General features: G+C 51.2%; 22 protein-coding genes. 10 read left to right on the top strand and 12 right to left on the bottom strand.

Annotated elements, in window-relative coordinates; genetic code table 11:
- Positions 1-9 precede the first annotated feature (9 nt).
- From uraD to ACN0R1_RS13415, 5 genes are all read right to left on the bottom strand, one after another.
- Complete coding sequence (gene uraD / locus ACN0R1_RS13435; RefSeq protein WP_417583677.1) at positions 10-516, bottom strand: 2-oxo-4-hydroxy-4-carboxy-5-ureidoimidazoline decarboxylase; 507 nt, start codon at positions 514-516, stop codon at positions 10-12.
- Positions 503-1,360, bottom strand: a complete 858-nt coding sequence (gene xdhC, locus ACN0R1_RS13430; RefSeq protein WP_417583675.1) for a xanthine dehydrogenase accessory protein XdhC — start codon at positions 1,358-1,360, stop codon at positions 503-505. The genes uraD and xdhC overlap by 14 nt, the downstream gene beginning before the upstream one ends.
- A complete protein-coding gene (gene xdhB, locus ACN0R1_RS13425; RefSeq protein WP_417583673.1) occupies positions 1,360-3,702 on the bottom strand; it encodes a xanthine dehydrogenase molybdopterin binding subunit in 2,343 nt (780 codons plus the stop codon). Before xdhB ends, xdhC begins: the two co-directional genes overlap by 1 nt.
- Positions 3,686-5,152 carry a xanthine dehydrogenase small subunit gene (xdhA, locus tag ACN0R1_RS13420; protein WP_417583671.1) on the bottom strand — a complete coding sequence of 489 codons (1,467 nt, stop codon included), beginning with the start codon at positions 5,150-5,152 and terminating at the stop codon, positions 3,686-3,688. The genes xdhB and xdhA overlap by 17 nt, the downstream gene beginning before the upstream one ends.
- A gap of 325 nt (positions 5,153-5,477) precedes the next feature.
- Positions 5,478-6,770, bottom strand: coding sequence for an NCS2 family permease (locus ACN0R1_RS13415; protein ID WP_417583669.1), 1,293 nt, complete (start codon positions 6,768-6,770; stop codon positions 5,478-5,480).
- Between the two features lie 263 nt (positions 6,771-7,033).
- Here ACN0R1_RS13415 and gpt point away from each other — a divergent pair, with 263 nt between their 5' ends.
- Positions 7,034-7,543, top strand: a complete 510-nt coding sequence (gene gpt, locus ACN0R1_RS13410) for a xanthine phosphoribosyltransferase (protein WP_417583667.1) — start codon at positions 7,034-7,036, stop codon at positions 7,541-7,543.
- Positions 7,544-7,556: 13 nt separating this feature from the next.
- Here the strand turns inward: gpt and ACN0R1_RS13405 are convergent, their stop codons facing one another.
- Positions 7,557-8,771 (bottom strand): phosphoribosyltransferase family protein, encoded by a 1,215-nt coding sequence (locus tag ACN0R1_RS13405; protein ID WP_417583665.1) that lies wholly within the window; start codon positions 8,769-8,771, stop codon positions 7,557-7,559.
- 226 nt (positions 8,772-8,997) lie between these two features.
- Here ACN0R1_RS13405 and ACN0R1_RS13400 point away from each other — a divergent pair, with 226 nt between their 5' ends.
- Complete coding sequence (locus ACN0R1_RS13400) at positions 8,998-9,987, top strand: serine/threonine protein kinase (protein ID WP_417583663.1); 990 nt, start codon at positions 8,998-9,000, stop codon at positions 9,985-9,987.
- 16 nt (positions 9,988-10,003) lie between these two features.
- Positions 10,004-10,600 (top strand): IMPACT family protein, encoded by a 597-nt coding sequence (locus ACN0R1_RS13395; protein WP_417583661.1) that lies wholly within the window; start codon positions 10,004-10,006, stop codon positions 10,598-10,600.
- Here the strand turns inward: ACN0R1_RS13395 and ACN0R1_RS13390 are convergent.
- Positions 10,597-11,877 (bottom strand): lytic murein transglycosylase, encoded by a 1,281-nt coding sequence (locus ACN0R1_RS13390; RefSeq protein ID WP_417583659.1) that lies wholly within the window; start codon positions 11,875-11,877, stop codon positions 10,597-10,599. The genes ACN0R1_RS13395 and ACN0R1_RS13390 overlap by 4 nt on opposite strands.
- A gap of 321 nt (positions 11,878-12,198) precedes the next feature.
- Here ACN0R1_RS13390 and ACN0R1_RS13385 point away from each other — a divergent pair, with 321 nt between their 5' ends.
- From ACN0R1_RS13385 to puuE, 4 genes are read left to right on the top strand one after another with little or no spacing between them, the layout of a single operon-like run.
- Positions 12,199-13,044 (top strand): MurR/RpiR family transcriptional regulator, encoded by an 846-nt coding sequence (locus ACN0R1_RS13385; RefSeq protein WP_417583657.1) that lies wholly within the window; start codon positions 12,199-12,201, stop codon positions 13,042-13,044.
- A 30-nt stretch (positions 13,045-13,074) separates the two neighbouring features.
- Positions 13,075-14,079, top strand: coding sequence for an allantoicase (gene alc, locus ACN0R1_RS13380; RefSeq protein ID WP_417583655.1), 1,005 nt, complete (start codon positions 13,075-13,077; stop codon positions 14,077-14,079).
- Between the two features lie 2 nt (positions 14,080-14,081).
- Entirely contained in the window at positions 14,082-14,588 is a 507-nt protein-coding gene (locus ACN0R1_RS13375; protein ID WP_417583653.1) for an ureidoglycolate lyase, read from the top strand.
- A 29-nt stretch (positions 14,589-14,617) separates the two neighbouring features.
- Positions 14,618-15,544, top strand: a complete 927-nt coding sequence (gene puuE, locus ACN0R1_RS13370) for an allantoinase PuuE (RefSeq protein WP_417583651.1) — start codon at positions 14,618-14,620, stop codon at positions 15,542-15,544.
- Here puuE and ACN0R1_RS13365 read toward each other — a convergent pair.
- A complete protein-coding gene (locus ACN0R1_RS13365) occupies positions 15,541-16,707 on the bottom strand; it encodes a benzoate/H(+) symporter BenE family transporter (protein ID WP_417583649.1) in 1,167 nt (388 codons plus the stop codon). The genes puuE and ACN0R1_RS13365 overlap by 4 nt on opposite strands.
- 118 nt (positions 16,708-16,825) lie before the next feature.
- Between ACN0R1_RS13365 and ACN0R1_RS13360 the strand changes: the two genes are divergently transcribed.
- Positions 16,826-17,377 (top strand): helix-turn-helix domain-containing protein, encoded by a 552-nt coding sequence (locus ACN0R1_RS13360; RefSeq protein ID WP_417583647.1) that lies wholly within the window; start codon positions 16,826-16,828, stop codon positions 17,375-17,377.
- A gap of 11 nt (positions 17,378-17,388) precedes the next feature.
- On the opposite strand, the gene ACN0R1_RS13355 is transcribed toward ACN0R1_RS13360, so the two are convergent.
- The gene (locus ACN0R1_RS13355) at positions 17,389-19,299 is read right to left on the bottom strand and encodes an alkaline phosphatase family protein (protein ID WP_417583645.1); all 1,911 of its coding nucleotides are present in this window, start codon (positions 19,297-19,299) and stop codon (positions 17,389-17,391) included.
- A gap of 410 nt (positions 19,300-19,709) precedes the next feature.
- Positions 19,710-20,624, bottom strand: coding sequence for a helix-turn-helix domain-containing protein (locus tag ACN0R1_RS13350; protein ID WP_417583643.1), 915 nt, complete (start codon positions 20,622-20,624; stop codon positions 19,710-19,712).
- A 188-nt stretch (positions 20,625-20,812) separates the two neighbouring features.
- On the opposite strand from ACN0R1_RS13350, the gene ACN0R1_RS13345 reads away from it, so the two are divergent.
- A complete protein-coding gene (locus ACN0R1_RS13345; protein ID WP_417583641.1) occupies positions 20,813-21,715 on the top strand; it encodes a DMT family transporter in 903 nt (300 codons plus the stop codon).
- 27 nt (positions 21,716-21,742) lie between these two features.
- Here ACN0R1_RS13345 and ACN0R1_RS13340 read toward each other — a convergent pair whose 3' ends face one another.
- A complete protein-coding gene (locus ACN0R1_RS13340; RefSeq protein ID WP_417583639.1) occupies positions 21,743-22,705 on the bottom strand; it encodes a TDT family transporter in 963 nt (320 codons plus the stop codon).
- A gap of 146 nt (positions 22,706-22,851) precedes the next feature.
- On the opposite strand from ACN0R1_RS13340, the gene ACN0R1_RS13335 reads away from it, so the two are divergent.
- Positions 22,852-23,739, top strand: a complete 888-nt coding sequence (locus tag ACN0R1_RS13335) for a LysR substrate-binding domain-containing protein (RefSeq protein WP_417583637.1) — start codon at positions 22,852-22,854, stop codon at positions 23,737-23,739.
- Positions 23,740-23,831: 92 nt separating this feature from the next.
- Here ACN0R1_RS13335 and ACN0R1_RS13330 read toward each other — a convergent pair whose 3' ends face one another.
- Positions 23,832-24,689 carry an urease accessory protein UreD gene (locus ACN0R1_RS13330; protein ID WP_417583635.1) on the bottom strand — a complete coding sequence of 286 codons (858 nt, stop codon included), beginning with the start codon at positions 24,687-24,689 and terminating at the stop codon, positions 23,832-23,834.
- Positions 24,690-24,696: the final 7 nt, after the last annotated feature.

Below are 24,696 nucleotides of genomic sequence, written 5' to 3'. Positions count from 1 at the left end.
TTGTCTATATCAATTTTGAAGTAATTTTTGTAAGCGGATCTGAGTGATTTTATTTTGCTCTGAAGCCGCCAGGTGAATTTCTGTTTGCGCATCGTTGTGTAATCGCTCTGTCAGCAGTGCCAGCATCTCCTCAGCTGACTTGCCTGTAGCGCAGACAATAAAAATATAGCCAAAGCGTGCTTCATACTGCTGATTACCTTTAGCCAGTGCGTTGATTGTCGCTTCATTGGCACTATCCACAGAGGATTGTTCGCCTGCTGCCAGCGCTTTGGTATCGGCATATTTGGCTCGCAGAGAACCCACATCGCCAATTTTGGGGTGGCCTTCAAAGGCTTGCAGATAGTCACTTTTTTCGAGTCCCGCCCAGATGCGTGATGCTTCTGCGAGCAGTGCCGCTTCACTGCTGAAAGGCCGCTCCTGTAACATACCCTGAATCCAGGCTTCGCTGACACAGCATTGGCGGAAGCAGGTCGCAGCCACCTGCGGATCGAGTTGATTGAGCTCATTCAGTGTCATGGTGCGTCTCTTGTAATAGCCTATTCAGTTCGGTCAGTTCTGCTCTTGAAAGCCCTTGGTGTATACCCTCGTCGGATAGTTGGCTGCGGTAGTGCTGAATGACACGTGCGGCAATGGAAACTGCGACCTCCATGGGGCGCTTCCCTCCTATACCAATCACTCCGACCGGGCACTCGATACGATTAACGTCTTCGGCGGTGAATCCCGCATGCCTGAGACGATGGCGAAAGCGAGCGGCTTTGGTATCAGAACCTATTAAACCAATAAATCCCTGATGCTGTTGTGTTAAGGCCGCTTCACACAGGTGGTAATCCAGATCATGCGAGTGGGTCATGATCAGCAGAGAGTCGTTGGGCCTCATCTGATTAAACACATCGGTGGGCGCTTCTGGGTGATGATGGATAATATCAGCCGCTAAATCGACTGGAAATTGCGCTGGGCGATTATCAACCCAGTGAAGCCTGAGCGGCAGGTCTTGCAATATTTTGCTCAGGGCATGTCCGACATGACCGGCACCAAACAGCCACAGTGAGTGGCTGACGTGACAAAAGCACTCAAACAGCAGCGTGGCATGGCCGCCGCAACACTGCCCCAGCGCCGCTGCCAGTGGAAATTTCTGCAGGCGTTGAGCGTTTTTTCCTTCAGCCAAGAGTTGGCGCGCGTATTCCAGCGCATGCCACTCCAGATTGCCACCACCAAGGGTATCTATCAGACTGTCTTCAGTCACCAGCATTTTGCTGCCGGGGTTGCGCGGTACGGACCCCTCAGTACTGATGACACTGACCAACACATGCGATTGGCCACTGCGCTGACATTCAGCCAGGGCATCGCTCCAACGGATCATCAGCAGGCCTCCTGTTGTTTTTTTAATGCTTCAATGGCACCCAGCACCCGCTCCGGTGTGGCAGGGGTATCCAGGTCCGGACTGATGCGGTAGTTGCTGAGGCTGCTGATGGCATCGCGCAGCGCTGACCAGACCGAGATCGCCAGCATCAACGGCGGTTCACCCACGGCTTTGGAGTGGTAAAGGGTATCTTCGGCATTGGCTTGATCAAACAGCCTGACATTAAATACTGGCGGGGTGTCACTGATCGCCGGAATTTTATAGGTGGCGGGGGAGTTGCTCAGTAACTGACCGTCTTGATTCCAGACCAATTCCTCGGTGGTCAGCCAGCCCATGCCCTGGATAAAGCCGCCTTCTATCTGGCCAATATCAATACCAGGATTCAGACTCTTGCCGACATCATGAAGGATATCGGCTCGTAGCAGCCGGTATTCACCGGTCAATGTGTCCACCAGCACCTCAGAAACGGAGGCACCGGTAGCGAAGTAGAAGAAGGGGCGGCCTTGGGCTTTTTCCCGGTCATACCATATTTTCGGAGTGCGGTAATAACCGGTAGCCGAGAGGGAGATTCTGGCCAGATAGGCCTGTTGCACCAGCTCGGCAAAAGTCACTGACTGATTATCATCCCACCAGACCTGATTGTCAGAAAAACGTATCTGCGACAGCGGTACAGCCTGTTGTTCGGCCAGAAATTCACTCAGTCGCTGCTTGAGTGTCAGGGCGGCCTGTTCGGCGGCTTTGCCATTCAGATCAGAACCACTGGAGGCGGCGGTGGGTGAGGTATTGGGGACCTTGTCCGTGCGTGTGGCGGTAATGCGTATCTGCTGCAGATCCACCCCCAGCGTACTGGCCACCACCTGGGCTACCTTGGTGTGTAGCCCCTGACCCATTTCCGTGCCACCGTGGTTAAGCTGGATACTGCCATCGGTGTAAATGTGTAGCAAAGCCCCCGCCTGATTCAGGTGCTGCAAGGTAAAGGAGATACCAAACTTAACCGGCGTCAGCGCCAATCCGCGCTTGAGAATCACGCTGCTGTTATTCCACTGGGTAATCGCTTCGCGCCGCGCCCAGTAATCACTGCTCTGTTCCAGCTCGGCCACCAACCGCTGCAGCGTCGCAAACTCCACCTGCTGATGATAAGGGGTCAGATCCCTTTTTTCAGCGTAGAGATTACGCTTGCGGATATCCAACGGGTCACAACTCAGGTGTCGGGCAATATCATCCATGGCACGTTCAATAATCAACATGCCTTGCGGACCGCCGAAACCGCGAAATGCTGTATGCGAGACAGTATCGGTTGCAACCCGGTGACCGCGAATATCGGCATTGGGCAGGAAGTAGGCGTTATCGGCATGAAACATGGCGCGATCGACGATGGCATCAGTCAGATCGGGTGAGTGACCACCGTTTCCGATCACTTCAATATCCGCGGCCAGTAGCCGGCCCTGCTCGTCACAGCCGATATGGTAACGGTTTACAAACGGATGACGCTTACCGGTCATGACCATATCGTCTTTGCGCGGCAGACGCAGTTTGACGGCCTGTCCGGTTTTAGCCGCCATCAGTGCGGCCAGACAGGCCCAGGGCGCCGCTTGGGTTTCCTTGCCGCCAAAGCCACCGCCCATGCGACGCATATCCACAGTGACCTTATGCAAAGGTTGGTTTAATACCTCGGCCACCAGCTTTTGTACCTCACTGGGATGTTGGCTGGAGGTGTAGATCAACATGTCGCCGTCTTCACCCGGCACCGCCAGGCTGACCTGGCCTTCCAGGTATAGATGTTCTTGCCCTCCAACCTGCATCTTGGCGCTCAGTTGGATAGGGGCCTGCGGCAAGACGGTTGCGCAATCACCCAGTTGCATACGGTGGCTGGGCCTTAATAGCTGCTGGTTAGCCAGCGCGGTTTCAGCATCCAGTTGTGGTGTCAGGGCGTCGTAGTCAATCTGAGCCAGCAATACGGCCTGACGGGCGGCTTTTTCACTAATGGCAGCCACCAGTGCGATAGGCTGGCCAGCATAGCGAATGTCGCTCTGGGTCAAAACAGGGTCGCCGGGAAATACCGGGCCAATATCGGTATGGCCGGGCACATCATCCAGTGTCAGTAGCGCAACGACCCCTGGGGCTGTCGCAACAGCGGTCAGGTCGAGTGAGCGGATACGCCCTTTGGCGATCCGGCTGCCGATGACAGCGGCATAGAGGGTGCCCTGGGGTTCGGCGATATCATCCACATAACGTGCGGTTCCCATCACATGCTGCCGGGCACTGTCATGCGGTACGACTGTCCCTGCCCCGCCGGGTGGTTGATCAGTCAGTTTTGGGTGGGTTTCAGCCAGCGTGCGCATGATGACTCACCTCCAGAGATGTCTGGCCCTGATATTCCAGAGCGGCTCGCAGCAATAAATTGCTGGCGCTACGTAAACGGTATTCGGCACTGGCGCGTACATCGGAGAGCGGGGTAAAGTCAGTGGCTAAAGCCGCCTGAGCCGCACGGACTCCTTCAGGAGTGAAGGGCTGGCCAAGCAAGGCGGCTTCTGCCTGATACGCACGTGCCGGTGTGGCCGCCATGCCACCAAAACCCAGTCGAGCAGTAACGATACGGTCCTGATCAAGCTGCAAGTGCATCGCCAGGCACACCGCCGAGATATCATCATCCAGGCGCTTGGATATTTTGTAGATGCGCAAGAAACTGTCTGATTGCAGGCGAGGCAGAATCAACGCTTCAATAAAACCGCCAGGGGGTAAGCGGGTTTGTCGATAACCCGTGAAAAACTCATGGATCGGCATGTCGATCACACCCCCGGCATCCCGAATACGCAACTGAGCGTCCAGCGCCAGCAGTACCGGCGGCATATCACCAATCGGAGAAGCATTGGCAATATTACCGCCCAAGGTTCCCTGGTTGCGTACTTGCAGAGAGCCCAGACGATGTATGAGGCCAGCCAGCGCTGGAAAGATCGCGGCCAATATCGACTCGGCTTCGCTGTAGGTGACCGCCGCGCCAATTACCAAGGCCTCAGGCTGTTCACAGATCTGGCGCATTTCGGCCACGCGACCAGTGTAAATTAATTGTGGCAGACTGCGCAGTTGCTGTGTGGTTTCCAGTGCCAGATCGGTACCTCCCGCGACCAATCGCGCTTGGGGATAGCGCGCTAAGCAATCCAATAATGCGGCACTGCTGCGTGGACTGGCAAAGACGCTGCTTTCACCGTCCTTAAGCGTCACCGAGCTGTCATCAGTTGTTGCCCAATCACTGAGTTGATGGTGAACTTCTTGTTCCTGCTCGTCGAAAGCATCAGTCAGCGGGGCAGACAGTAAGCTTTTGGCGGCATCGATGATGGGGCGGTAACCTGTGCAACGGCACAGATTGCCGCCGAGCGCCTGATGAATCTGCTCGATAGCTGTGGTACTTCGTGGCTCATGCGGTTGATGTGTGAGGGCGAATAGTGACATCACAAACCCCGGCGTACAAAAACCGCATTGTGAGGCATGTTGATCCACCATGGCCTGTTGCACCGGATGCAAGTGTTCAGGCTGGCTACTTAAGCCTTCAACTGTTATCACCTGACAGCCATCCACGGCTCCCAGGTAAGTAATGCAACTGTTGATGGCTCGGTAGCTTAGACCTTCTCCAGCTGGTTCAGCCAAAACCACGGTACAGGCACCGCAATCACCCGATGCACAGCCTTCTTTGGTGCCTCGTTGCACCAGATGTGTGCGAAGATACTCCAGCAGGGTGGTATCTGGTGCACACTCATCCAGTTGGATTTGTGTCTGATTCAGCATAAATTGCATAATAATGCTTCCTAAATGCGCGTTTTCTGGTCTTAATTAACTGATTAACAATGGATTTGTGTGAATCAAATGTTAGTAGTCCTTCCTGACCAAGGAAAAGTCCAAGTGCTTTAATCAACTATAGATCAAATAAAACCTGACTGTACAGTCAAGAAATGCAGGAAGCTTGCCAAGTTTGCTATTTCAGCCATTAAGCGTTCAAGATATTTCGATAAATTGAATTGGATTGTAGGCACTGAAACGAGCGAGAGATGTTTCAGAAGCATTAAAAATAAGTGAGGACATGAAGGCTGCAGTCAGGAGAGTGTGACTGCAGCCGTAGATCTTAAGGGAAGAAAATAAACTTGATCACAAAGAAAGCGGCCAGTGCATAGACGCTGATGCTGACCTGTTTACCCTGGCCGGAGAAGAGCTTGATGGCCGCATAACTGATAAACGCCAGTGCAATACCATGGGCAATGGAGAAGGTCAGCGGCATGGTCAGTGCGGCAATCAGTACCGGGGCGGCTTCAGACACGTCGTCCCAGTCGACTTTAGACAGGCTGCCTGTCATCAGTACAGCTACATACAGCAGCGCACCCGCTGTGGCGTAAGCTGGAATGGAGCCTGCTAGGGGGGCAAAAAATAAGCTCACCAAAAACAGTACGGCAACGACGACGGCGGTCAGACCGGTACGTCCACCGGCGGCAACACCAGCGGCACTTTCAATGTAGCTGGTGGTCGATGATGTACCCAGTGAAGCGCCAACAACAGTGGCGGTTGAGTCAGCCAGCAGGGCTTTTTTGATGCGCGGCAGTTTGCCATCCTTATCCAGTAATTTGCCGCGCTCGCCCACACCGATCAGTGTGCCAGCGGTATCAAACAGATCGACAAACAGGAACGCAAAAATCACACTGATCATACCTACTTCAAAAGCACCGGCAATATCCATGGCTAAAAAAGTCGGCGCAATGGACGGTGGCATGGAGACAAGTCCGCCAAATTCACTGTGCCCTAAAATGATGGCAAGCACCGTGATGCTCAAAATACCGATCATGACGGCACCGGTTACCCTCAGATAAGCCAGGGCTGCTATCACAAAAAAGCCGAGAAGGCCGTAGATGGCAGGGGGGGTCGATAGATCACCGAGAGTCACTAACGTGGCCGGATGCTCAACGACAATGCCGGCGTTCTTTAGGGCGATGATCGCCAGGAACAAACCGATACCTGCGGCAATGCCGAGTTTCAATGAAGAGGGAATGGAGTTAATGATCCATTCACGAATCTTGAAGATGCTGATCAGGACAAATATCACACCAGAAAGGAAGATCGCACCCAGTGCCACTTCCCAGGAATACCCCATGCCGAGTACTACACCATAGGTGAAAAAGGCATTTAAGCCCATTCCTGGTGCAAGAGCGATGGGATAGTTCGCATAAAGCCCCATTATTAAGCAACCTATAGCGGCGGCAAGGCAGGTGGCTACAAAGACGGCTCCCTGATCCATACCGGCCTGCGCCAGCATCGCCGGGTTGACGAATATAATATACGCCATGGTCAAAAAAGTGGTTACGCCACCGATTATCTCGTTTCGAACCGAGGTATTGTGGGCTTCAAGTTGGAAAAGACGTTCAAGCATAAGGGTTACCTTTTCATGTTTAGCCAGCATAATTCATGTCAGAGACAGCGATTGTTCCTGACGTCTGAATAGAGTGTCACGGTACTATCACGAGACTTAGTGGCAAGTCTTGTGCCAAAAAATTGATCAATCGGTCAACTTAATGGTTTCTGTGCTGTTAGTATAATATAAAATAATAAATAATTGATTTGCTGATCGTCTTTGTCAAAATCGATCAATCCTTGTAACCAAAGTCGTCACTATCACGACTCGGAGAACGCACCATGACTGAACACCACTACCGGATGGACTTTCCTGTTGGCTGGGAAGAACTGCACCGTAACGCCCGCGCACTGGCCTGGCGGCTGCTGGACAAGGGCCAATGGAACGGCATTATTGCGATTACTCGCGGTGGCCTGGTGCCCGCGGCGATATTGGCACGCGAAATGGACATACGGCTGATTGATACCATCTGTGTAGTGAGCTATCAGAAAAGTGATACTTCCGGTACGGCCGCCGCCCAGGGAGATCTCACGGTTCTGAAGAGTGTTGCGGGCGATGGTGAAGGGATGATTCTGATTGATGACCTGGTGGATACCGGCAAAACGGCTCGCCATGTACGCGAAATGTTGCCGAAAGCACACTTTGCCACCATTTATGCCAAACCTGCCGGAAAACCGTTGGTGGATACCTTTATTACTGAGGTTAGCCAGGATACCTGGATACGTTTTCCCTGGGATATGGAACATACTTTCTCGACACCTTTGGCCGAGCGCCCTAAAAAGCCTGGGTAAGGGGTATGGCCCTTTACTTCAACTCAGAGAGCTCTTCGCTGAACGAGATTTTGCGCTTAAAACGAGGGTTTTTAGATGACATGTCAATTTTATAGGGGTTAGCTTCCTGTTGTTGAGCTTGGGGTAAGTTGAGAAGCGTAAGCAGCTCTTGCGCTAACCACTTTTCTACTTTTAGAACCACCATTTTTTTACGTAACCGCCCTTGTTCATCACGGTTCAAAATTGTTGGTAATGTATTCAGCGTTAAAATTTCATCAATAGTTGGATGGGCCATGCGTTCGCGTCCTTCGTCGCTGGCATAAAAATGAGTGACAGCAAACACCATACGTTGCGGCTTTATTTGCTGTAGAAATTGGCACGACTTTACTACTGTAGATCCTGTACGCACCATGTCATCAAATAATATGATACTGGAGCCCTCTAAGCCGTCGAAGGTGTGTTCACTCTCTTTATGCAAAGTGATGTCTACCTTTCGCTCAGCGGTACGCTCTTTGTCGAGCATGATGAATTTAGCTTTGCTTAAACCCAGAGACCTAAACATTTCTTTTACAAATTCACGAGCACCCTTGTCCGGCGCGCAAAGCACCAGCCCTTCACCGTCTTTGCCGTAGGTCAGTATGTTTGAATTTAGCAAATAGTGGGCATAGATTTGATAAGGGATTAAGTTATGAAAATCACCTTCAAACACGTCTGAAAATATTTTTTGCACTGATTCGGAATGGTTGTGAATGGTCATGACTGTATCTACGCCAGACAGCTTTAGCAGTTGCGCGTATAGCTTCGCGGTAAAGGGTTGGCCGTCGAATTTTTTTACGTCATGGATATCTCGTTCAAGATGGGTTTGACCTGAATCCTGATAGGGGCCTCGGTCCTGAGCACTGTAGAACAAGTCCGGCTCAACCAAAATCACGCGTTCCGCGCCATTTTCTTTGGCGGCCCTCGCGATAATTAAGTTTGCCATGGCCAATTCCTGCCGGCTTTTTATATGGCTCCCAGTACTGACAATGATGACACTCTTCCCCTTGAGGGTACGACCAATATGATCGAAATCCGCTTCGTCAGAAATAAATCGAGGGCAAAACTCAGTATTCATGAATTGCTTCATGCTGATCAGATCAGCAATGTCTTCGCGTTGATTCATGGCATAAGCAACATCAATAGCAAAGGGGTTATCTGACGAGTTGCTTACAACGATGACTTGCGTTGACTGTGCGGTCGGCAAATTCATGGACGATCCTTAATCAAGGGGTGAGTAGCTATAGATTTTAATACATCAATGAACATTTCCCGAGCGTTCGTTACAGCTTAGTGGATTTTTTACCTAAATTCATACCAAACCCGCCTGAACCCTTGGGCTGAGGCCTAAAAAATTCTCTTGTCGAATATTGCTCACTGTCAGTTGTGCTGGCTTTAGGCTACTCTGGGCGTTTATCAGACATAATGCGGAGTTTTCAGTGAGTTTATCACCCCATCCTTTCGAAACCCTGACCCCGGACTTTATTCTGGATGCCATCGATGCACAGGGTTTTATTACGGATGGACGCATCCTGGCGTTAAACAGCTATGAGAATCGGGTGTATCAGGTCGGTATTGAGGAACAAACACCGCTGATCGCCAAATTTTACCGCCCCGGACGCTGGTCGGATACGCAGATTCTGGAAGAGCATCAGTTTTGCTATGAGTTGGAAGAGCAGGAACTCTCTGTAGTGACACCATTGAAAAACGGCCAGGGTGAGAGTCTTCTTCATTATCAGGACTTTCGCTTGGCACTGTTTCCACGCCGAGGCGGGCGTGCTCCGGATCTGGATAACCCGGACCACCTGTTTCAGTTAGGCCATACCTTGGGGCGGATGCATATGGTCGGTGCGGCTCGTCCCTTTATTGAACGCCCGGTGCTGGATCTGGCTTCGTTTGGTTATAACAGTATTGAACTGATCGCCCGGGATTTCATGCCTGCCTCCCTGCGTGAAGCCTATCTGTCGCTGACCCGGGATCTGATGCAGAAAATCGAAACGGCTTTTGCGCTGTTTGATGATATAACCTTTATCCGTGTGCACGGCGACTGCCATGGCGGAAATCTGCTGTGGCGTGATGATGTTGCACATTTTGTTGATTTTGATGATGCCCGTATGGCGCCGGCGATGCAGGATCTGTGGATGTTGTTGAGTGAAAATGACCGCCACGAGCGTGAATTGCAACTGGCCGAGGTGCTGGCAGGTTATCAGGAATTTGCTGATTTTGATCCGCGCGAGTTGCACCTGGTCGAGCCTTTGCGCACCCTGCGTATGTTACATTACAGTGCCTGGCTGGCGCGTCGCTGGCAGGACCCGGCGTTTCCACTGAGCTTTCCCTGGTTTAACACTGAACGTTACTGGGGGGAACATATATTACAACTGCGCGAACAGCTTTCGGCCCTGCAGGAGCCGGTATTACGCGTGCTGTAACCAGAGTGATGAGATTATGTCATTCAGTAAAACTCTTGAGCATCCGGTAGAAAGCGATTTTGAAATTAAGAAATCGCGTTTTATCGGACGCATAGAAAGTATCCACAGCCAGGAAGAGGGCCTTGCCAAAGTGGCGGCCCTTTGGCAACAGCATCCGGAAGCCAGGCATGTCTGCTATGCCATGCTGGTAAACGGTCAGGTGCGCCAGTCAGACGATGGTGAGCCCTCCGGCACGGCTGCACGCCCCATGCTCAATGTATTACAGCACAAGGGGCTGGATAATGTGCTGGCTACCGTAGTGCGCTATTTTGGCGGCATTAAACTGGGGGCTGGCGGGCTGGTAAGGGCATACAGTCAGGCGATCAGTGATCCATTAAATACCGCCGAGTTGATTGAGGTGCGGCCTCAATCAACAGTGGTTATCCACTTCCAGTATGAACATGAATCGCTTGTCAGGCATTTAGCCGATCAATATGGTGTAAATCTGGATGTGCAGCATGGCCAGAGAGTCACTGCTCAAGTCTCTGGTGAAACAGAGGTTCTTGAGCAGTTCCTGGAGATGACCAACAGTCAGTTACGCGGTGAGCTGATGAATGATGCGGGTTTGCCTTAACGCCGCCTTATCCGCTCCAGCACCGCCTGGTTAGCAAAGCCGTCTGGAATTAACCCCTGGTCCCGTTGGAAGGCTGCCAAACCCTTACGCGTATTTGGCCCCAGAATGCCATCGGCCTCGCCGACGTTGTAACCCAGCGCATTCAGTCTTTGCTGAAGCTCATGCACATCGGCGCGGGTTAGCGGTAGTTGATCACGAGGCCAGGGTTGCTGAATGCCTGTCCGCCCGGCTATCGCATCACTCAACGTGGCTACGGCCAAGGCATAGCTGGTAGCGTTGTTATAGCGCAGGATGGCGCGGAAATTGGCTCCGACCATAAATGCTGGCCCCTGAGCACCTGCCGGGACGATCACGGCGGCACTGTCAAAGATCGGCAGGGGGCCGTTCAAAGCCTGTACCCCTTGAACAGCCCATTCGGCACTGCTGCGGCGCTCGGTCTGGGCATAATCAAAGCCTGCCGGTAGCTTGACCTCTACCCCCCAAGGCTCTCCTGTCTGCCAGCCGGAACGGGCCAGATAGTTGGCAGTCGACGCCATCACATCGGCAATGCTGCCCCAGATATCACGGCGGCCATCACCATCGCCATCCTGGGCATAGGTTTCAAAACTGGAAGGAATAAACTGGGTGTGTCCCATGGCACCTGCCCAGGAGCCAATCATCTCTTCTGCAGCAATTTCACCGCTGTCAATGATCCGCAGTGCGGCGAGTAACTCGCCACGGGCAAAGGCAGCACGCCGACCGTCGTAGGCCAGAGTTGCAAATGCGCTCAGTGCCGAAAAGTTGCCGAAATTGCCGCCATAATTACTTTCAATACCCCAGATAGCGACAATGATTTCGGCAGGTACGCCATAGCGCTGCTCCATTTGCAACGCGGTTTGACGGTGTTCTGCCAGCTTGTCCCGGCCGTTGCTGATCCGTGTGGATGATACGGCACTATCTAAATACTCCCAGATAGGACGCACAAATTCTGGCTGGAAACGGTCGAGTTCAATCACGCGCTCCAGGTAGCGCACCTTATCCAGTGCCGATAGCGCCCGTGGACTAATCCCTTGGGCTGCCGCATCACGACGTAATGCTTCAAGCCAGGCATCAAAACTTTCCCGCTGGTTGATCTGTTCCACCGCCTGTGGAGCTTCCTGGCTGGTGTTAGATGGCATAATCGGTGTTGACTCTGATTGCGTCGAAGCGCAGGCCGTCAGTAGGGTTAGAGGCAGCAACAAGCTCGTGCCCAGCAGCAGTGAACGGCAGAAACGCAGTACATTTGGATAAGGTGTCATACTAAATTCCTTTGAGAAGTCCATGTCATTCTACTCTCCTGACGCTGCTGTTTGAATGCTGATTATCGCAGATCCACAGGCATGAAGCGCTGGTAACGTGAAAAGCGCTCATTCAATCTGATCATTACACTCGCCAGGATACAAATTCTTCAGTTGGACAGAAACGAGTTGGTGACGTTCCTTGCGAATAGGAACCTTATGGCTGTAACTTTAGTTACTGCTTTGTTTGTTTGTGAATCAAAAGTTGCAATTAAGATCATTTCAGCTGAGAATGTTGCTGACGTTTCAACTTACCTAGAACCTGTTTACCCAGAGAGCCGCATGCGCCGAATTTCAGAGCAAATACGCCAGGAATATGACCAGCTGTCGCCAACAGAAAAGCGTGTAGCCAGTTTTATTCTGGATCATCTTGATGATTTGGCGACCTACAATTCGGTAGAGCTCAGTCGTCAGTGTGATACCTCGAAAGCGACCATCAGTCGATTGTTTCGTCGTTTGGGTTATTCCAGTTTTAAAGAAGCCAGAGAGGAGCAGCGCCGGTTACGTCAATCCGGTGTGCCCTTACCTGGTCCCAGGCAGACTTCTGAAGCGAGTATGATCGACCGGCACCTGGCCAGTGAGATGAGGAACCTGAAACAGGTCAATGCGCTCGCGCAATCCCCCTTGTTAGCTGAAATCACCGGGCAGTTGGATGCAGCCAGGCGTATCGCGGTGATTGGCTTTCGCAACAGCTATCCGGTTGCATTGCACCTGCGCCAGCAGCTCATTCAAATCCGCACGGCGGTACAACTGCTCCCGCAACCCGGTCAGACCCTGTCAGAAGAAATTGCAGACTTAGCACCGCAGGATCTAGTGGTGTTATTGGCATTTCATCGTCGACCTGCTGGTTTCACTGCATTACTTAATACCTTACAACAACAAGGTGTTCCAGTGCTGCTGATCAGCGAAGAACAGAGCGGGCTTGGCAAAGCAAAACCTGACTGGCTGATTGAGCTTCCTTTAACTACCGTCTCTGCCTTTGACAGCTATGCGCTACCCATGAGCCTGGTCAGTTTGATCAGTAACCTGTTACTTCATCACCAGCTGGGTAAGGGCCGAGCCCGTATTGAGCAGATTAACCAGTTATATGATTTAACCAAAGAATTGGATATGAACCTGTCTCTTTAAGACAATCCCTAAGATAACCGAGAGTCCATCATGCAAGTTACAGACAATAATCCCTATAAACGCAGTATTAACCTGGCCGATGCCCGTTTGGGTACCCGGGCTGTTTTTGTCACCGATGACTGGTTTGCCGATGTGAACCGGATGTTGCAGCCCGAGCCACCTGTGTGGAAAGAGGGGGTATTTGATGATAATGGCAAGTGGATGGATGGCTGGGAGAGTCGCCGTAAGCGTTTTGAAGGCTATGACTATGCGGTCATTCGCCTGGGCGTACCTGGGTATGTTCAGGGCGTGGATATCGATACCACCTACTTCACCGGAAATTATCCACCCTCGGCCTCACTGGAGGCCTGTTTCTGTGAAAGCGGTGATCCCGATGAGCAAACGCGCTGGACCCAGATTCTAGCCTCTGTTGATCTTCAGGGTAACAGTCATCATCTGCATGCCACCACGCTTAACGATCAAGCCTGGACCCATCTGCGCCTGAATATCTATCCGGATGGTGGTATCGCACGCCTGCGGGTGTATGGCATTCCGTATCGAGACTGGTCCGCCGTTAGCGAAACCGAGCAGTTGGATCTGGTGTCGGTATTGAATGGTGGTCGCGCTCTGGCCTGTTCTGATGAGCACTACGGTAGTATCAGTAACCTGATTAACCCAGGTCGTGGTATTAATATGGGTGATGGCTGGGAAACCGCGCGCCGACGCACCCCGGGCTATGATTGGGTGATCCTGTCGCTGGGGCATCCGGGTGTAGTGGAAAAGCTGATCGTCGATACGCTACATTTTAAGGGTAACTATCCGGATAGCTGTTCGATTCAGGCCGCTTATGTCAAAGGGGGCACTGAAAGCCAGATTGAGACGCAGAGCCTGTACTGGAAAGAGCTGCTGCCCTCACACAAGCTGGAAATGCATCAGGAGCATTTTTTTGAGGCAGAATTACAGGATCTCGGGCCCATCACCCATGTACGCTTGAACATCTTTCCTGATGGTGGTGTCAGCCGATTACGCCTGTTAGGGCATATAGTGAGGCGATAAGTATGGCGATTCAACTGCAACCGACACCTTTGACGGTTGAAAACTTTGCCCCCTTTGGGCAGGTGATTGATCGCACCCAGCACAGCCATTTTCTGATCAATGGCGGTAGCACCGAACGCTATCACCAAATGGCACAGGTCGAAACGGGGCCAGCGGATGGCCAGGCGATTATCAGTGTATTTCGCAAGCCTCTGGCCGATCAGCTCCCTCTAACGATTCGCATGCTGGAACGCCACCCGCTGGGATCTCAGGCATTTATCCCGCTTAAGGGCCATCCGTTTCTGATCGTAGTGGCACTGCCGGGTGATCAACCTGATCCACAGCAGATGCACCTGTTTATCAGTGACGGCTCTCAGGGCGTCAACTATGCGGCCGGTGTCTGGCATCATCCATTGATTGCCTGTGTGGATGGCGATGAATTGTTGGTAGTGGATCGCAGTGGGCAGCTCGCCAATTGTGACGAATATACCTTTGCGGCCGACCAGCTCCACTGGGTTGATTTGCCTTGAAACTGGACAGGATAGGATAGGACAGAAGTATGCAACATAATGCCAAGTATCCCCGCGACCTGATTGGCTACGGCGCTAATCCCCCCGATCCGCGCTGGCCAGGTAATGCCCGGCTGGCACTGAATTTTGTCCTCAACTATGAGGAAGGTGGCGAAATGTCGGTGCTGCATGGCGATGCCCATGCGGAAACCTTCTTGTCTGAGATTGCCGGTGCTGCACCTTACCCTGATCGGCATCTGAGCATGGAATCCATCTATGAATACGGATCACGGGCGGGTGTCTGGCGGATACTGCGTGAGTTTGAGCGCCGTGAGCTGCCCATGACTATTTTTGGGGTTGCTATGGCATTGGTACGTCATCCCGATCTGTGTGATGAGTTCCAGCGGCTGGGGCATGATATCTGCTGTCATGGTTTGCGTTGGATACATTATCAGGAGATGCCAGAAGCCAAAGAGCGTGCCCATCTTCAGGAAGCGATCCAGCTATTCAAGTCCCTGACCGGTAAGGCACCATTGGGTTGGTACACAGGTCGTGATTCACCCAATACCCGGCGACTGGTGGTGGAGCAGGGAGGTTTTTTGTACGACTCTGATTATTACGGCGATGACTTGCCTTTCTGGACTCAGGTGGACACAGCCGAAGGGGAAAGCAAGTCACACCTGGTGATCCCTTATACGCTGGACTGTAACGATATGCGTTTTTCATCACCTACAGGTTTTGCTGATGGCGATGATTTCTTCACGTATCTGCGTGACAGCTTTGATGTGCTCTACGCTGAAGGCGCTGACGCACCGAAAATGATGTCGGTGGGTTTACACTGTCGTTTAATCGGTCGTCCCGGCCGCTTCCGCGCTTTGCAGCGTTTTCTCGATTATGTGCAGCAACATGACGATGTGTGGATTACCCGGCGAGAAGATATTGCCCGTCACTGGATAGCTGAACACCCCGCGCCTTAAGACGCTGGCCTGCGCATCAAATGCCAGGCCAGCATGCCGGCCAGCAGACCCCAGAAAGCACTGCCAATACCAAATAACGTCATCCCCGATGCGGTGGCCAGAAAAGTAATTAAAGCCGCTTCTCGGCCCTCTGTGTTCCCTAACGCGACAGCCAGGCTATTACCGATGGTTGATAACAGTGCCAATCCTGCCAGTGTCAGCACCAGTGCTTGCGGAAAGGCAAACATTAAGGTGGCCACTGAGGCCGCCAGCAAGCCGCTTAAAATATAGAAAATACTGGCGGCTACGGCCGCGGTGTAACGGCGCTGCTTATCAGCATGAGCTTCTTCACTCATACAAATAGCCGCCGTGATCGCGGCTAAATTGAGGGCAAATGCACCCAGTGGAGCCAGTAACAGGGTGGTGATACCTGTCCAGGTGATGATGGGTGATAAAGGTGGGTTGTAACCTGAGGCCTTAATCACTGCAATGCCGGGCATATTTTGAGAGGCCATGGTAACGATAAATAGTGGAATCCCGACACCGATGAGCGCGGCAAATGAAAATGACGGCGCGGTAAAAACAGGGATGGCAAACTGAAAAGCCAGTGTGTCCAGATTAAATCCCCCCATCCAGGACACCATCGCCACCGCCCCCATTAAGACGATTAAGATCGCATAACGGGGCAAAAACCGTTTACCGATTAAATACAGAAGGAACATGCTGATAACTAAGATCAAGTGAGTCTCGGCGGACTTAAATGCAGCTAATCCAAACTGCAATAGCACACCTGCCAGCATCGCAGTTGCCAGTTCCTGGGGTAAAAACTTCATCAAACGTTCAAACCAGCCAGTAATACCGGCAAGCGTGATCAAAGCACCGCAAAATATAAATGCACCTATCGCTTCTGCCATCGACAGTCCAGGTAAACTGGTCACTAACAGTGCAGCGCCAGGCGTAGACCAGGCTGTTAAGATCGGGGTTTTATAATAAAGCGATAACCCTAGCGTCGATACGCCCATCCCGATACCCAGGGCGAAAAACCAGGAGGTCACTTCGGCCTGGGATGCGCCTGCTGCTGCGGCAGCTTGGAAGATAATCACGGCCGAGCTGGTGTAACCGACCAGCACGGCTACAAAGCCTGCCGTAAGGGAAGATAGCGAAAAGTCTTTCATTAGTACCATGGTCTGATCCTGATAACTCTGGTTATGAGTTCTGGTTGTGCGTTATAGCGCATTATTTGGCGAGCATAGCATTGTGCGTTATAGTGCACAAATCATATTCTTGATAGCAGGCGGGTGGATGGAAAAGGTAACTGTGGCATTAGGTAAACGTCTGCGCGAATTGAGACGGTCGCTGGGCTGGAGTCTGGATCACGCGGCAGCACAAACGGGTGTCAGCAAGGCCATGCTGGGACAGATAGAACGCGGTGAATCCAGTCCGACCATTGCCACCCTGTGGAAGGTTGCCACCGGTTTTCAGGTCTCTTTCACTCGCCTGGTAGCTGGGTTATCTTTAAATTCGCTAGCCCTGGCCGACGGTGAGCATTTACATGCGCTTGAGTCTGACCCGGGTATTGAGGTGACGGTACGCTTTGCCTTTGATCCCAGTGTTAATTTTGAGTGGGTGGAGCTACGACTGGCACCTGGCAGTGAATCACACTCGGATGCACATCAGGCAGGGGTTACGGAGCGTATACTGGTGCTGGAAGGTGAGTTGGAATTGTGGCTAGCGGGTGAGTGGCAGCGTTACCAGGCCGGAGCGACTGTGTGTTTTGATGCCGACCAGCCTCATGGCTATCGCAATTCCGGGATGGATGTTTTGGTGTTTCAGGATGTGATTCATTATGCGTGACGAGGGTCGAGTTAATCCCAGCGAGCATCACTTTCCGAAAGCTTAAAGTACACATCCCGGCCGTCTGCACATAGCTGAGTGACAGCCTTCGGCGAGCCATCATCATTGAGCGATACTAATCCCACGCCGGATGCGTTAAGCAGCCTTTCACCTTTATCGGCATGATCCGGTTTATGCGGTATGACGCGCATACGGCGACGTCGGGTGAACCAGTTCAGTGGCGATTTTGGTGAGTATAGCCAGCGATTTAAGCGATCAAACACATCTAACAGGCGTTTGGGAAATTCGTTTTTGATACCGCTGCTGGTAATTTGCCAAACATCAGGCCGGCAGTTGATACCGCGTAATTGTACTTTATAAACAAATGAATAATGCACATCACCGGATAATATAATGAAATGTTTGGGTGTTTTGGCATGTCGAAACATATTCAATAATGTAGATGCAGCCCCCGGATGAGCCATCCAGTTTTCCGCATCAACCAGCAAGGGTTTTCCAAACCAGGTGAAAACGCGTTGAATATTCTCGATTAACTTAACGCCAAACATTGGTGCCGGAGAGACTAGCACAACGGCATCCAGGTTCATCAGGTGTTGTTGTAAGTCTGTTAATGCTTCCCAGTCCATCAGGCCAGACGGTTTAGCCAGGGACTCTTCCGAGCGCCAGCGATGGGTACGGGTATCGAGAACCAATAGCGTAGGGCTTGTTGGCCAAAGGTAATGCCATTGCGAAAATTTTAATAATTCCTGTAACACTTGGTCATGTTGCTCTGATCCGGGTTTTTGCAGGGCATGCTGTACGCGATCCATTAACTCATCAGAGAAGTGTTCTGGAGCGTTACCCCAGCCCTGACAGAGTAGATAGCCTAAAAGAGCATTACCTATAATGCGCGCTGAAAATGGGTGGCCATAGGCGGTCTGTTCCCATTCAGCGGTTAGATTCCAGTCATCAGTGACATCATGATCATCGAAAATCATGGCGACCGGCAGATGGGCCATGGCACGTCGAATCTGAGGTAAAGAGCGAATAAAACCCTCTAGCACTCGCCGTTCTCGACGAAATTGCTCTTCTTCAGTTGCACTTAAGCCATTCGGAAGTGCTTTTTGTGTGTCATTATTTAGTTTTTTCCAGCCTTCCGGCGACCACACCAGTAGATACATCGCAAGAATTTCTGCTATGGATATCAAGTGGTTATGTGCAGAAGCAGAGGTGAAAACTGGCTTGCGAGCACCGCCAAAAACTTGCGATAACATTTTTTGGCTGGCTTCGGTATTTGGCAGTAATGATTCTCGATAATAATAGCAAGGGGTATCATTGTGCAGACGTGAGGCTTGTTTAACGTCTACACAAGGTAAGGTTTCATCATGCATTCCCAAATGTGGGATTAAATGATGTATAGCCCAGAGCATGGGTCCGGCAACATCATCGGCATAGATTTGATCACCGTTCATGATCAGTAAACTCGGCCATTCTTCGGTGGGCGTGGATGCTAACAGAGTGTCTACACGCACTAATCCATCACCAGAGTCATGGTGGGGTTTTCGACAAGAACCATGCAAGATATGGCTCAGTTTTGGCTTTATCACAAAGAATGGTTTTTTATGGCCGGGATAAACCAGATCTTCTGCCCAGTGATTCCAGCCTAAACCATTCAGACGCAAGTCATACTCAATTTCTTTGTCAGTTGGTAATTCGCGAGCCGGCGTGACTTTCAATAAATGAATATACAGGGAGTCACCGGCTTGCATTTGTTGATGCGCTAGAGTGCAGTCAACAGCTATTGCCGTGTTCGAATCAGGTGTCAGAGGAATAAGATTTAGGCTGGGCTCGGCTGGCGCATCTGTGACCCACCAGAATACCACCTCTGATGGTGTCGTGCGCCTTAGAATTGGCCCAGCTAATAGAGTAATAGCCTCGTGCACTCGTATCAAACTCCTGTGTTTCTTTTAATTATTGAGAACATCCTAGACAAAGAAGTTCCATTTCTATTGGTTTTTATAGCTTGCGGTGTTTTACGCATCTACTCTATCTTACAGTGCTTTTTGGAGCACATTTGAACAATACAAATGATGATTGATTCCTATAGCAAAATCTTTGGCAACTCTCTAAAAAGAGTATTCAGGTTATCTTAGCCTCTGATGTGCTGAATACCGAAGACAACAACGTGTTTCGTTTTCATGGCGAGAAACTCTGGCCCTACCAGCTAGGGTATTCGCAAAGACCCGCTGGGTATCTTTATTTTGGAGAGAGCCTGGCCCGAGCAGTTAATCACACTCAGATGCGCACCAGATGGTGTTACTGAGCGTCTGCTGATGTTGAAGGATGTAATTCATTACAAAGGCCTCTGGTCAGGAACTAGTTTTGTATCGTTATTCTCAGTTGCCTGGCGTAGCTGAGAAGGGGGCATACCTCTTGATTGACGAAAGCGGTTTGAGAAGTGGCTGGATGAACTGAAACCACATTGCTGGGCTATCTCGGTCAACGAAAGCGGGCTGTTCTGCAATAACTGTTCGGCACGCCGTAAGCGACGTTGTAAAACATATTGATGGGGTGCAATGCCGAGGCTTTGGCTGAACATTCTGGAAAAATGGTATTCACTCAGGCATGCCTGCTCAGCCAGATCGCGCAACAGCAGGGGTTGATCCAGATAGGTTTCGATATATTCCTGAATGCGTTTCAGCAGGCTGGGTGCCAGGCCGCCCGTTACGCGTGGCAAGTGCCATTGGCACTGGGAAAAGCTCCGGAGCAGGTGTATCAGCAACAGGTTACTGGCGCTGCTAAGTGCTAACTGGTGACTGCGTTCTTGCCAGTCAAGGCTAAGCAGAAACTGCTGATAGAGTGCGGTAATGCTGGCATCTTCAGCAAAGTACTGCTCATTCAACTGCAGACTGGCGGGTGATCTATCCCATATCTGCTCCGCCAGACTGAGTAGATGCTGATCGGTAAAGTACAGATGCACAAACTCCAGCGGTCCCCGTACATCCCAGGCACTCTCCAAACCTTTGGGCATCAGGCAGAAGCGTCCCGGAGCTCCGCCATTCTTCCAGCCATTTTGGGTGCGTCGATAACACTCCAGCCCTTCGGCAACGTAGAGGCTCAGGGTGTGGTGACTAGGACAGTCCAGTTCGATCAGATCGTGACTGTTGTACCAGCGAGCCAACCCCATGTCATTGCTCAGGCTGCCAGTGGCCCTGAGGTTTGCTTTATGCATAAGCATTTGTTCAACGACTTGATAATGAGATGACATGCCGACTCCTGATAGGTATCTCTATGGATAGTAAGCAGCAATGCGGTTCTTGCCAAGCTGTGCAGACGCTGCCGTGATAAAAAAGCGCAAGAATGTGCAAGTGTTAACAGCTATTCTGCAAGCCGTTGAGTCGCTATCTGGACAAAATGATTGCATGAACCTGCTAGCTTAGCGCTCGGAGAGCCTTGATGAATGCCATACTCTATATCACCACTGTACTGATTTGGGGCACTACCTGGATTGCCATCGCCTTTCAACTGGGCGAGGTTCCTGTAGCCTTGTCGGTTTTCTACCGTTTTGCACTGGCTGGTGCGACATTGCTAATCTGTCTGGTGCTATCAGGGAGGCTGCGACGCATTGGCGCCAGGGATCACCTGTTTTGCGTGCTGCAGGGTATGTGTGTATTTTGCTTTAACTTTCTATTGTTTTACACCGCCACTCAGTACATCACCTCGGGCCTGAACTCGGTGGTGTTTTCCATGGCGGTGCTGTTTAACGCGGTCAACAGTGCGATGTTCTTTCGGGTAGCAATTACCCCACGTATCTACCTGGCCAATGGCCTGGGCCTGTCAGGTATGTTGCTGTTGTTCTGGCCAGACCTCAGTGGTGAGCAACTGAACCTGGAGGTGCTTTTCGGCATGGGATGCGCCTTGTTGGGTACCTATGGTTTTTCGCTGGGCAATATGATCAGTTTGCGTCACCAGCGCAAAGGTCTGGATCTGCTATCCACCAATGCCTACGCCATGAGTTATGGTGCTCTAACCTTACTGTGCATCTTGTTGGTCAGCGGTACGCCCTTCGTGTTGGATACTCGTGTGAGTTATCTGGGTGCGTTATTTTATCTGGCGATTTTTGGCTCGGTCATTGGTTTTGGTGCCTACTTTGCTTTGGTTGGGCGCATAGGGGCTGGACCAGCCGCCTATACCACCTTGCTGTTTCCGTTGGTCGCCCTCGGTATTTCAACCTTTTATGAAGGATATGTCTGGACCCTCTCAGCCTTGGCCGGTCTGGTCATGATTTTGATCGGCAATGCGGTGATGTTTATTAAAAGAACCGCGTCGAGAAACACCGCAAAAGCAGCTGTTGTTTGATGGCTTATATAGGGGGTATATCGCCTTTCATGCCAACTCACGCTGTAACGTAATGGCGTAGTAATAGCCGTAGCGGGTGATGACATACGCCACAACAAGTGTCGCAATGACCAGCTCTACACTCGCGATAATCCCTAAAAAATGAATCACAGAGGTATCCATTCCCCACTCAATATACTGTGCCTGAACTTTAAATATGGCCGTAGCACCAATCGCTAGAGGAAAGGTAAAAGCGGCGTAACCGGGGCTAAAAGGCAGTCTTAATAAGCGAAGTGCAAAGCGATAAATAGTCGCCGTTTTCAGTAGTGACATTGCTAATAGAACCATCACAAACCATTTAGAGGGAGTATCTACAACGGTTAAATACCCTGTCAAACATACGCTGGCAGGTGCCGCCATAATGACAAAAGTCGGCTTGGCGTTATCAGGTAATTCCCCACAGTAAGTCAAGCGATACAGCATCAATGGCAAAAGCACCAAATAGCAAACAATGCCAAACCAAAGAATGCTTTCTGCCAAGGGTTGAAACAAAGACTCTGGATAACTAATCGTTGCGACTATGATGCCCACAGGTGGCACAAACCAGCTCGGCACCATATCGGCCAGCAAGAATCCTCGAGATCTGTGATAAACAAAGGTCACCAGAAACACCAGGTGTATCGCAATGGCAAGCAACCACAAAGCTACAGCCAATGTCGGCATAAAATGATGAAGCGACATGGTAATCACCATTAATGCCATGGCGAATGTTGGCACCACGCTTCCCACCACGGGATGCTGTAAATCCTGTATCAATAATCCTGGCTGCAGGGCAAATTTTCCTACCAATAACATCAGTAAGAAAGCGCTAATCGTGGCGGCTAAGTAGGGTAAAAAAGACGATCCCTGGACAACAAAGTGCCAACTGAAACCTAAGCTGGCAATGCCCAGCGCGAGACCCGCCATGGGCGTTGGCGCAAAAGACAAACCATAACCTAGTTTTCTAAGCATACCCTGACTCCACATTATCAGTTAGGAATAAGGTTATGGTAAAAAGAAATGGATGATTATAAAATCTAAATATATTTAACAAATTGTTTGGTTAAACTAAACATTAACTCAATAACTAAACATCGGCCTAACCTAAGATGTAAAGCATGAAAATCACACTACAACAACTCCGAGTATTCTCGGCCGTGGCTCGCCAAGGCAACTTAACCGCTGCCGCAGACACGCTTTGTCTTAGTAAAGGCGCGGTTTCTCAATCGCTTCAACAACTTGAAAGCCATTTGGATACGCCTTTGTTTGATCGTGTTCACCCAAGACTTCAGCTTAATCAACAGGGAAAACGCTTGCTGCCGATGGCGGACGAGTTGATCGAGCGGGCTGGTGATATTGAACATAGCTTTGGCAAACATGCCGACAATCTAGGCGCCCTTCATATCGGGGCCAGCCAAACGATCGGTAATTATTTACTGCCGCATTTACTGGCAGAGCAAGACAGCAAGCAGCGCCAAGAAACCAAAGTCACCATCACCAATAGCCAAACCTTATGCCAGATGCTGCTGAACTTTGAGTTAGACATGGCACTGATCGAAGGTCAACACGGCCATCAAGAACTCGTCACGACACCCTGGATTCAAGATGCCATGGTACTGATTTGCTCTATTGATCACTCTTTAGCGCAGGGTAAATCACTGACTTTTGCTGAACTAAACCATCAGGATTGGGTATTGCGGGAAACAGCTTCTGGCAGCCGACAACAGTTTGAACGACGTATCCGCCCTGAATTAAGTGACATCACTTCTGTGTTGGAATTGAGCAGCTTAGAGTCGGTATTATTGGCGGTAGAACGTGGATTGGGAATCAGCTTTATCTCCAACCTGGCTGCGAAAGACAAACTGGCAATGGGGCGAGTTCATGTAGTAAAAATCGATCGCACCTTTCCTCGCCAATTACATCTTGTCTGGCATAAACAGAAGTACTTAACCGGGCGATTGCAGCATTTTAGTCAATTTCTTAAAGACTGGGGTGAGCGCCATTAATTACCGCAACAACCAGTGCGTTGCTGAGGTTTTGCTGTAATCGACCCTACCGGCACCTCTGTCCTGCCGGGCTTAAGCGCGTAAGTCACAACTCAGGTTGCCCAGATCCTTGGCAGACAAGCCGGACGGCCCATAACGCTGGGTCGTACCGCCTGCCAGATAGCTATCATCTGCTTTAATAACGGTTCAGTTTGATGGCCCAGCAGGCGCACCACGATCAGGCTGTCGAGTCGGGTGGCACCGGCCAGAATAGTGGTGTCGACTGACTGAGCTAGTACGGTCCTGACCTGTTCCAGTAATGCGTCATCAGCGGGATGGATCAGCAGGGTGGCTTGCATGGGGTAGCCTCTGAGGCCTGCGGACGCCTGCTGCAACTGGTCGGCTTCAGCGTTGAAGTGTTCAATCAGCAGCGGCTTTGCATCGATACTGAGCTTTAGCGATGAACGTATCTGCCCTCGATCAAAGCGTTCGTTGATCACCGGACGTCCCAGGCATTGAATCTCCCAGCCGATAAAGCGTGACTCGCTGTGCAGCTCGATGTGCGTCTGCATTGCCAGTCGGCTGTCCGGGAAAAAGATATTCTCCTGAGGCAGCCATTCAAGTGCGGCCTGTTCGGCGACCTGAAAATGCTGGCGATATTGTGCCAGACGTCCCCCGGAACGATAAAACTTGGTCGCACCGGGGGTGGTGATCAGTGTATGGGCTTCGGGCTGTACATGCACCGCCACTTCCAGCCGGTCACCGCCGACAACACCACCGGGTGGGTGCAGCAGATAGCTGTGACAAACCGGCCCTTCCGGATAGAACGCCCGCTGCACAGATAACGGCCCGATGCGCTGGCAGTGGATCAGCCGGGTACGCTCACGACGAGGACTGTAGGCCAGTGCAATGCGTGCGCGCCAGCCATCATGGGTATCCGGTTCTATACCGGGCAGGCTCAGGTCGGTCATACAGGCG

This window comes from Nitrincola sp., assembly GCF_048264025.1.
Lineage (GTDB): Bacteria > Pseudomonadota > Gammaproteobacteria > Pseudomonadales > Balneatricaceae > Nitrincola.
Note: the sequence above shows the minus strand (reverse complement) of the source record. Positions and strands in the feature narration are given on the sequence as shown.

What these genes read in the sequence shown, in the direction of transcription:
- ACN0R1_RS13350 (WP_417583643.1), bottom strand. Translation starts at nt 20,624, where the DNA reads ATGTCATCTCATTATCAAGTCGTTGAACAAATGCTTATGCATAAAGCA.
- ACN0R1_RS13415 (WP_417583669.1), bottom strand. Translation starts at nt 6,770, where the DNA reads ATGCTTGAACGTCTTTTCCAACTTGAAGCCCACAATACCTCGGTTCGA.
- ACN0R1_RS13365 (WP_417583649.1), bottom strand. Translation starts at nt 16,707, where the DNA reads ATGGTACTAATGAAAGACTTTTCGCTATCTTCCCTTACGGCAGGCTTT.
- ACN0R1_RS13340 (WP_417583639.1), bottom strand. Translation starts at nt 22,705, where the DNA reads ATGCTTAGAAAACTAGGTTATGGTTTGTCTTTTGCGCCAACGCCCATG.
- ACN0R1_RS13395 (WP_417583661.1), top strand. Translation starts at nt 10,004, where the DNA reads ATGTCATTCAGTAAAACTCTTGAGCATCCGGTAGAAAGCGATTTTGAA.
- xdhB (WP_417583673.1), bottom strand. Translation starts at nt 3,702, where the DNA reads ATGCGCACGCTGGCTGAAACCCACCCAAAACTGACTGATCAACCACCC.
- puuE (WP_417583651.1), top strand. Translation starts at nt 14,618, where the DNA reads ATGCAACATAATGCCAAGTATCCCCGCGACCTGATTGGCTACGGCGCT.
- uraD (WP_417583677.1), bottom strand. Translation starts at nt 516, where the DNA reads ATGACACTGAATGAGCTCAATCAACTCGATCCGCAGGTGGCTGCGACC.
- ACN0R1_RS13405 (WP_417583665.1), bottom strand. Translation starts at nt 8,771, where the DNA reads ATGAATTTGCCGACCGCACAGTCAACGCAAGTCATCGTTGTAAGCAAC.
- alc (WP_417583655.1), top strand. Translation starts at nt 13,075, where the DNA reads ATGCAAGTTACAGACAATAATCCCTATAAACGCAGTATTAACCTGGCC.
- gpt (WP_417583667.1), top strand. Translation starts at nt 7,034, where the DNA reads ATGACTGAACACCACTACCGGATGGACTTTCCTGTTGGCTGGGAAGAA.
- ACN0R1_RS13345 (WP_417583641.1), top strand. Translation starts at nt 20,813, where the DNA reads ATGAATGCCATACTCTATATCACCACTGTACTGATTTGGGGCACTACC.
- ACN0R1_RS13390 (WP_417583659.1), bottom strand. Translation starts at nt 11,877, where the DNA reads ATGACACCTTATCCAAATGTACTGCGTTTCTGCCGTTCACTGCTGCTG.
- ACN0R1_RS13360 (WP_417583647.1), top strand. Translation starts at nt 16,826, where the DNA reads ATGGAAAAGGTAACTGTGGCATTAGGTAAACGTCTGCGCGAATTGAGA.
- ACN0R1_RS13330 (WP_417583635.1), bottom strand. Translation starts at nt 24,689, where the DNA reads ATGACCGACCTGAGCCTGCCCGGTATAGAACCGGATACCCATGATGGC.
- xdhA (WP_417583671.1), bottom strand. Translation starts at nt 5,152, where the DNA reads ATGCAATTTATGCTGAATCAGACACAAATCCAACTGGATGAGTGTGCA.
- ACN0R1_RS13385 (WP_417583657.1), top strand. Translation starts at nt 12,199, where the DNA reads ATGCGCCGAATTTCAGAGCAAATACGCCAGGAATATGACCAGCTGTCG.
- ACN0R1_RS13335 (WP_417583637.1), top strand. Translation starts at nt 22,852, where the DNA reads ATGAAAATCACACTACAACAACTCCGAGTATTCTCGGCCGTGGCTCGC.
- ACN0R1_RS13375 (WP_417583653.1), top strand. Translation starts at nt 14,082, where the DNA reads ATGGCGATTCAACTGCAACCGACACCTTTGACGGTTGAAAACTTTGCC.
- xdhC (WP_417583675.1), bottom strand. Translation starts at nt 1,360, where the DNA reads ATGATCCGTTGGAGCGATGCCCTGGCTGAATGTCAGCGCAGTGGCCAA.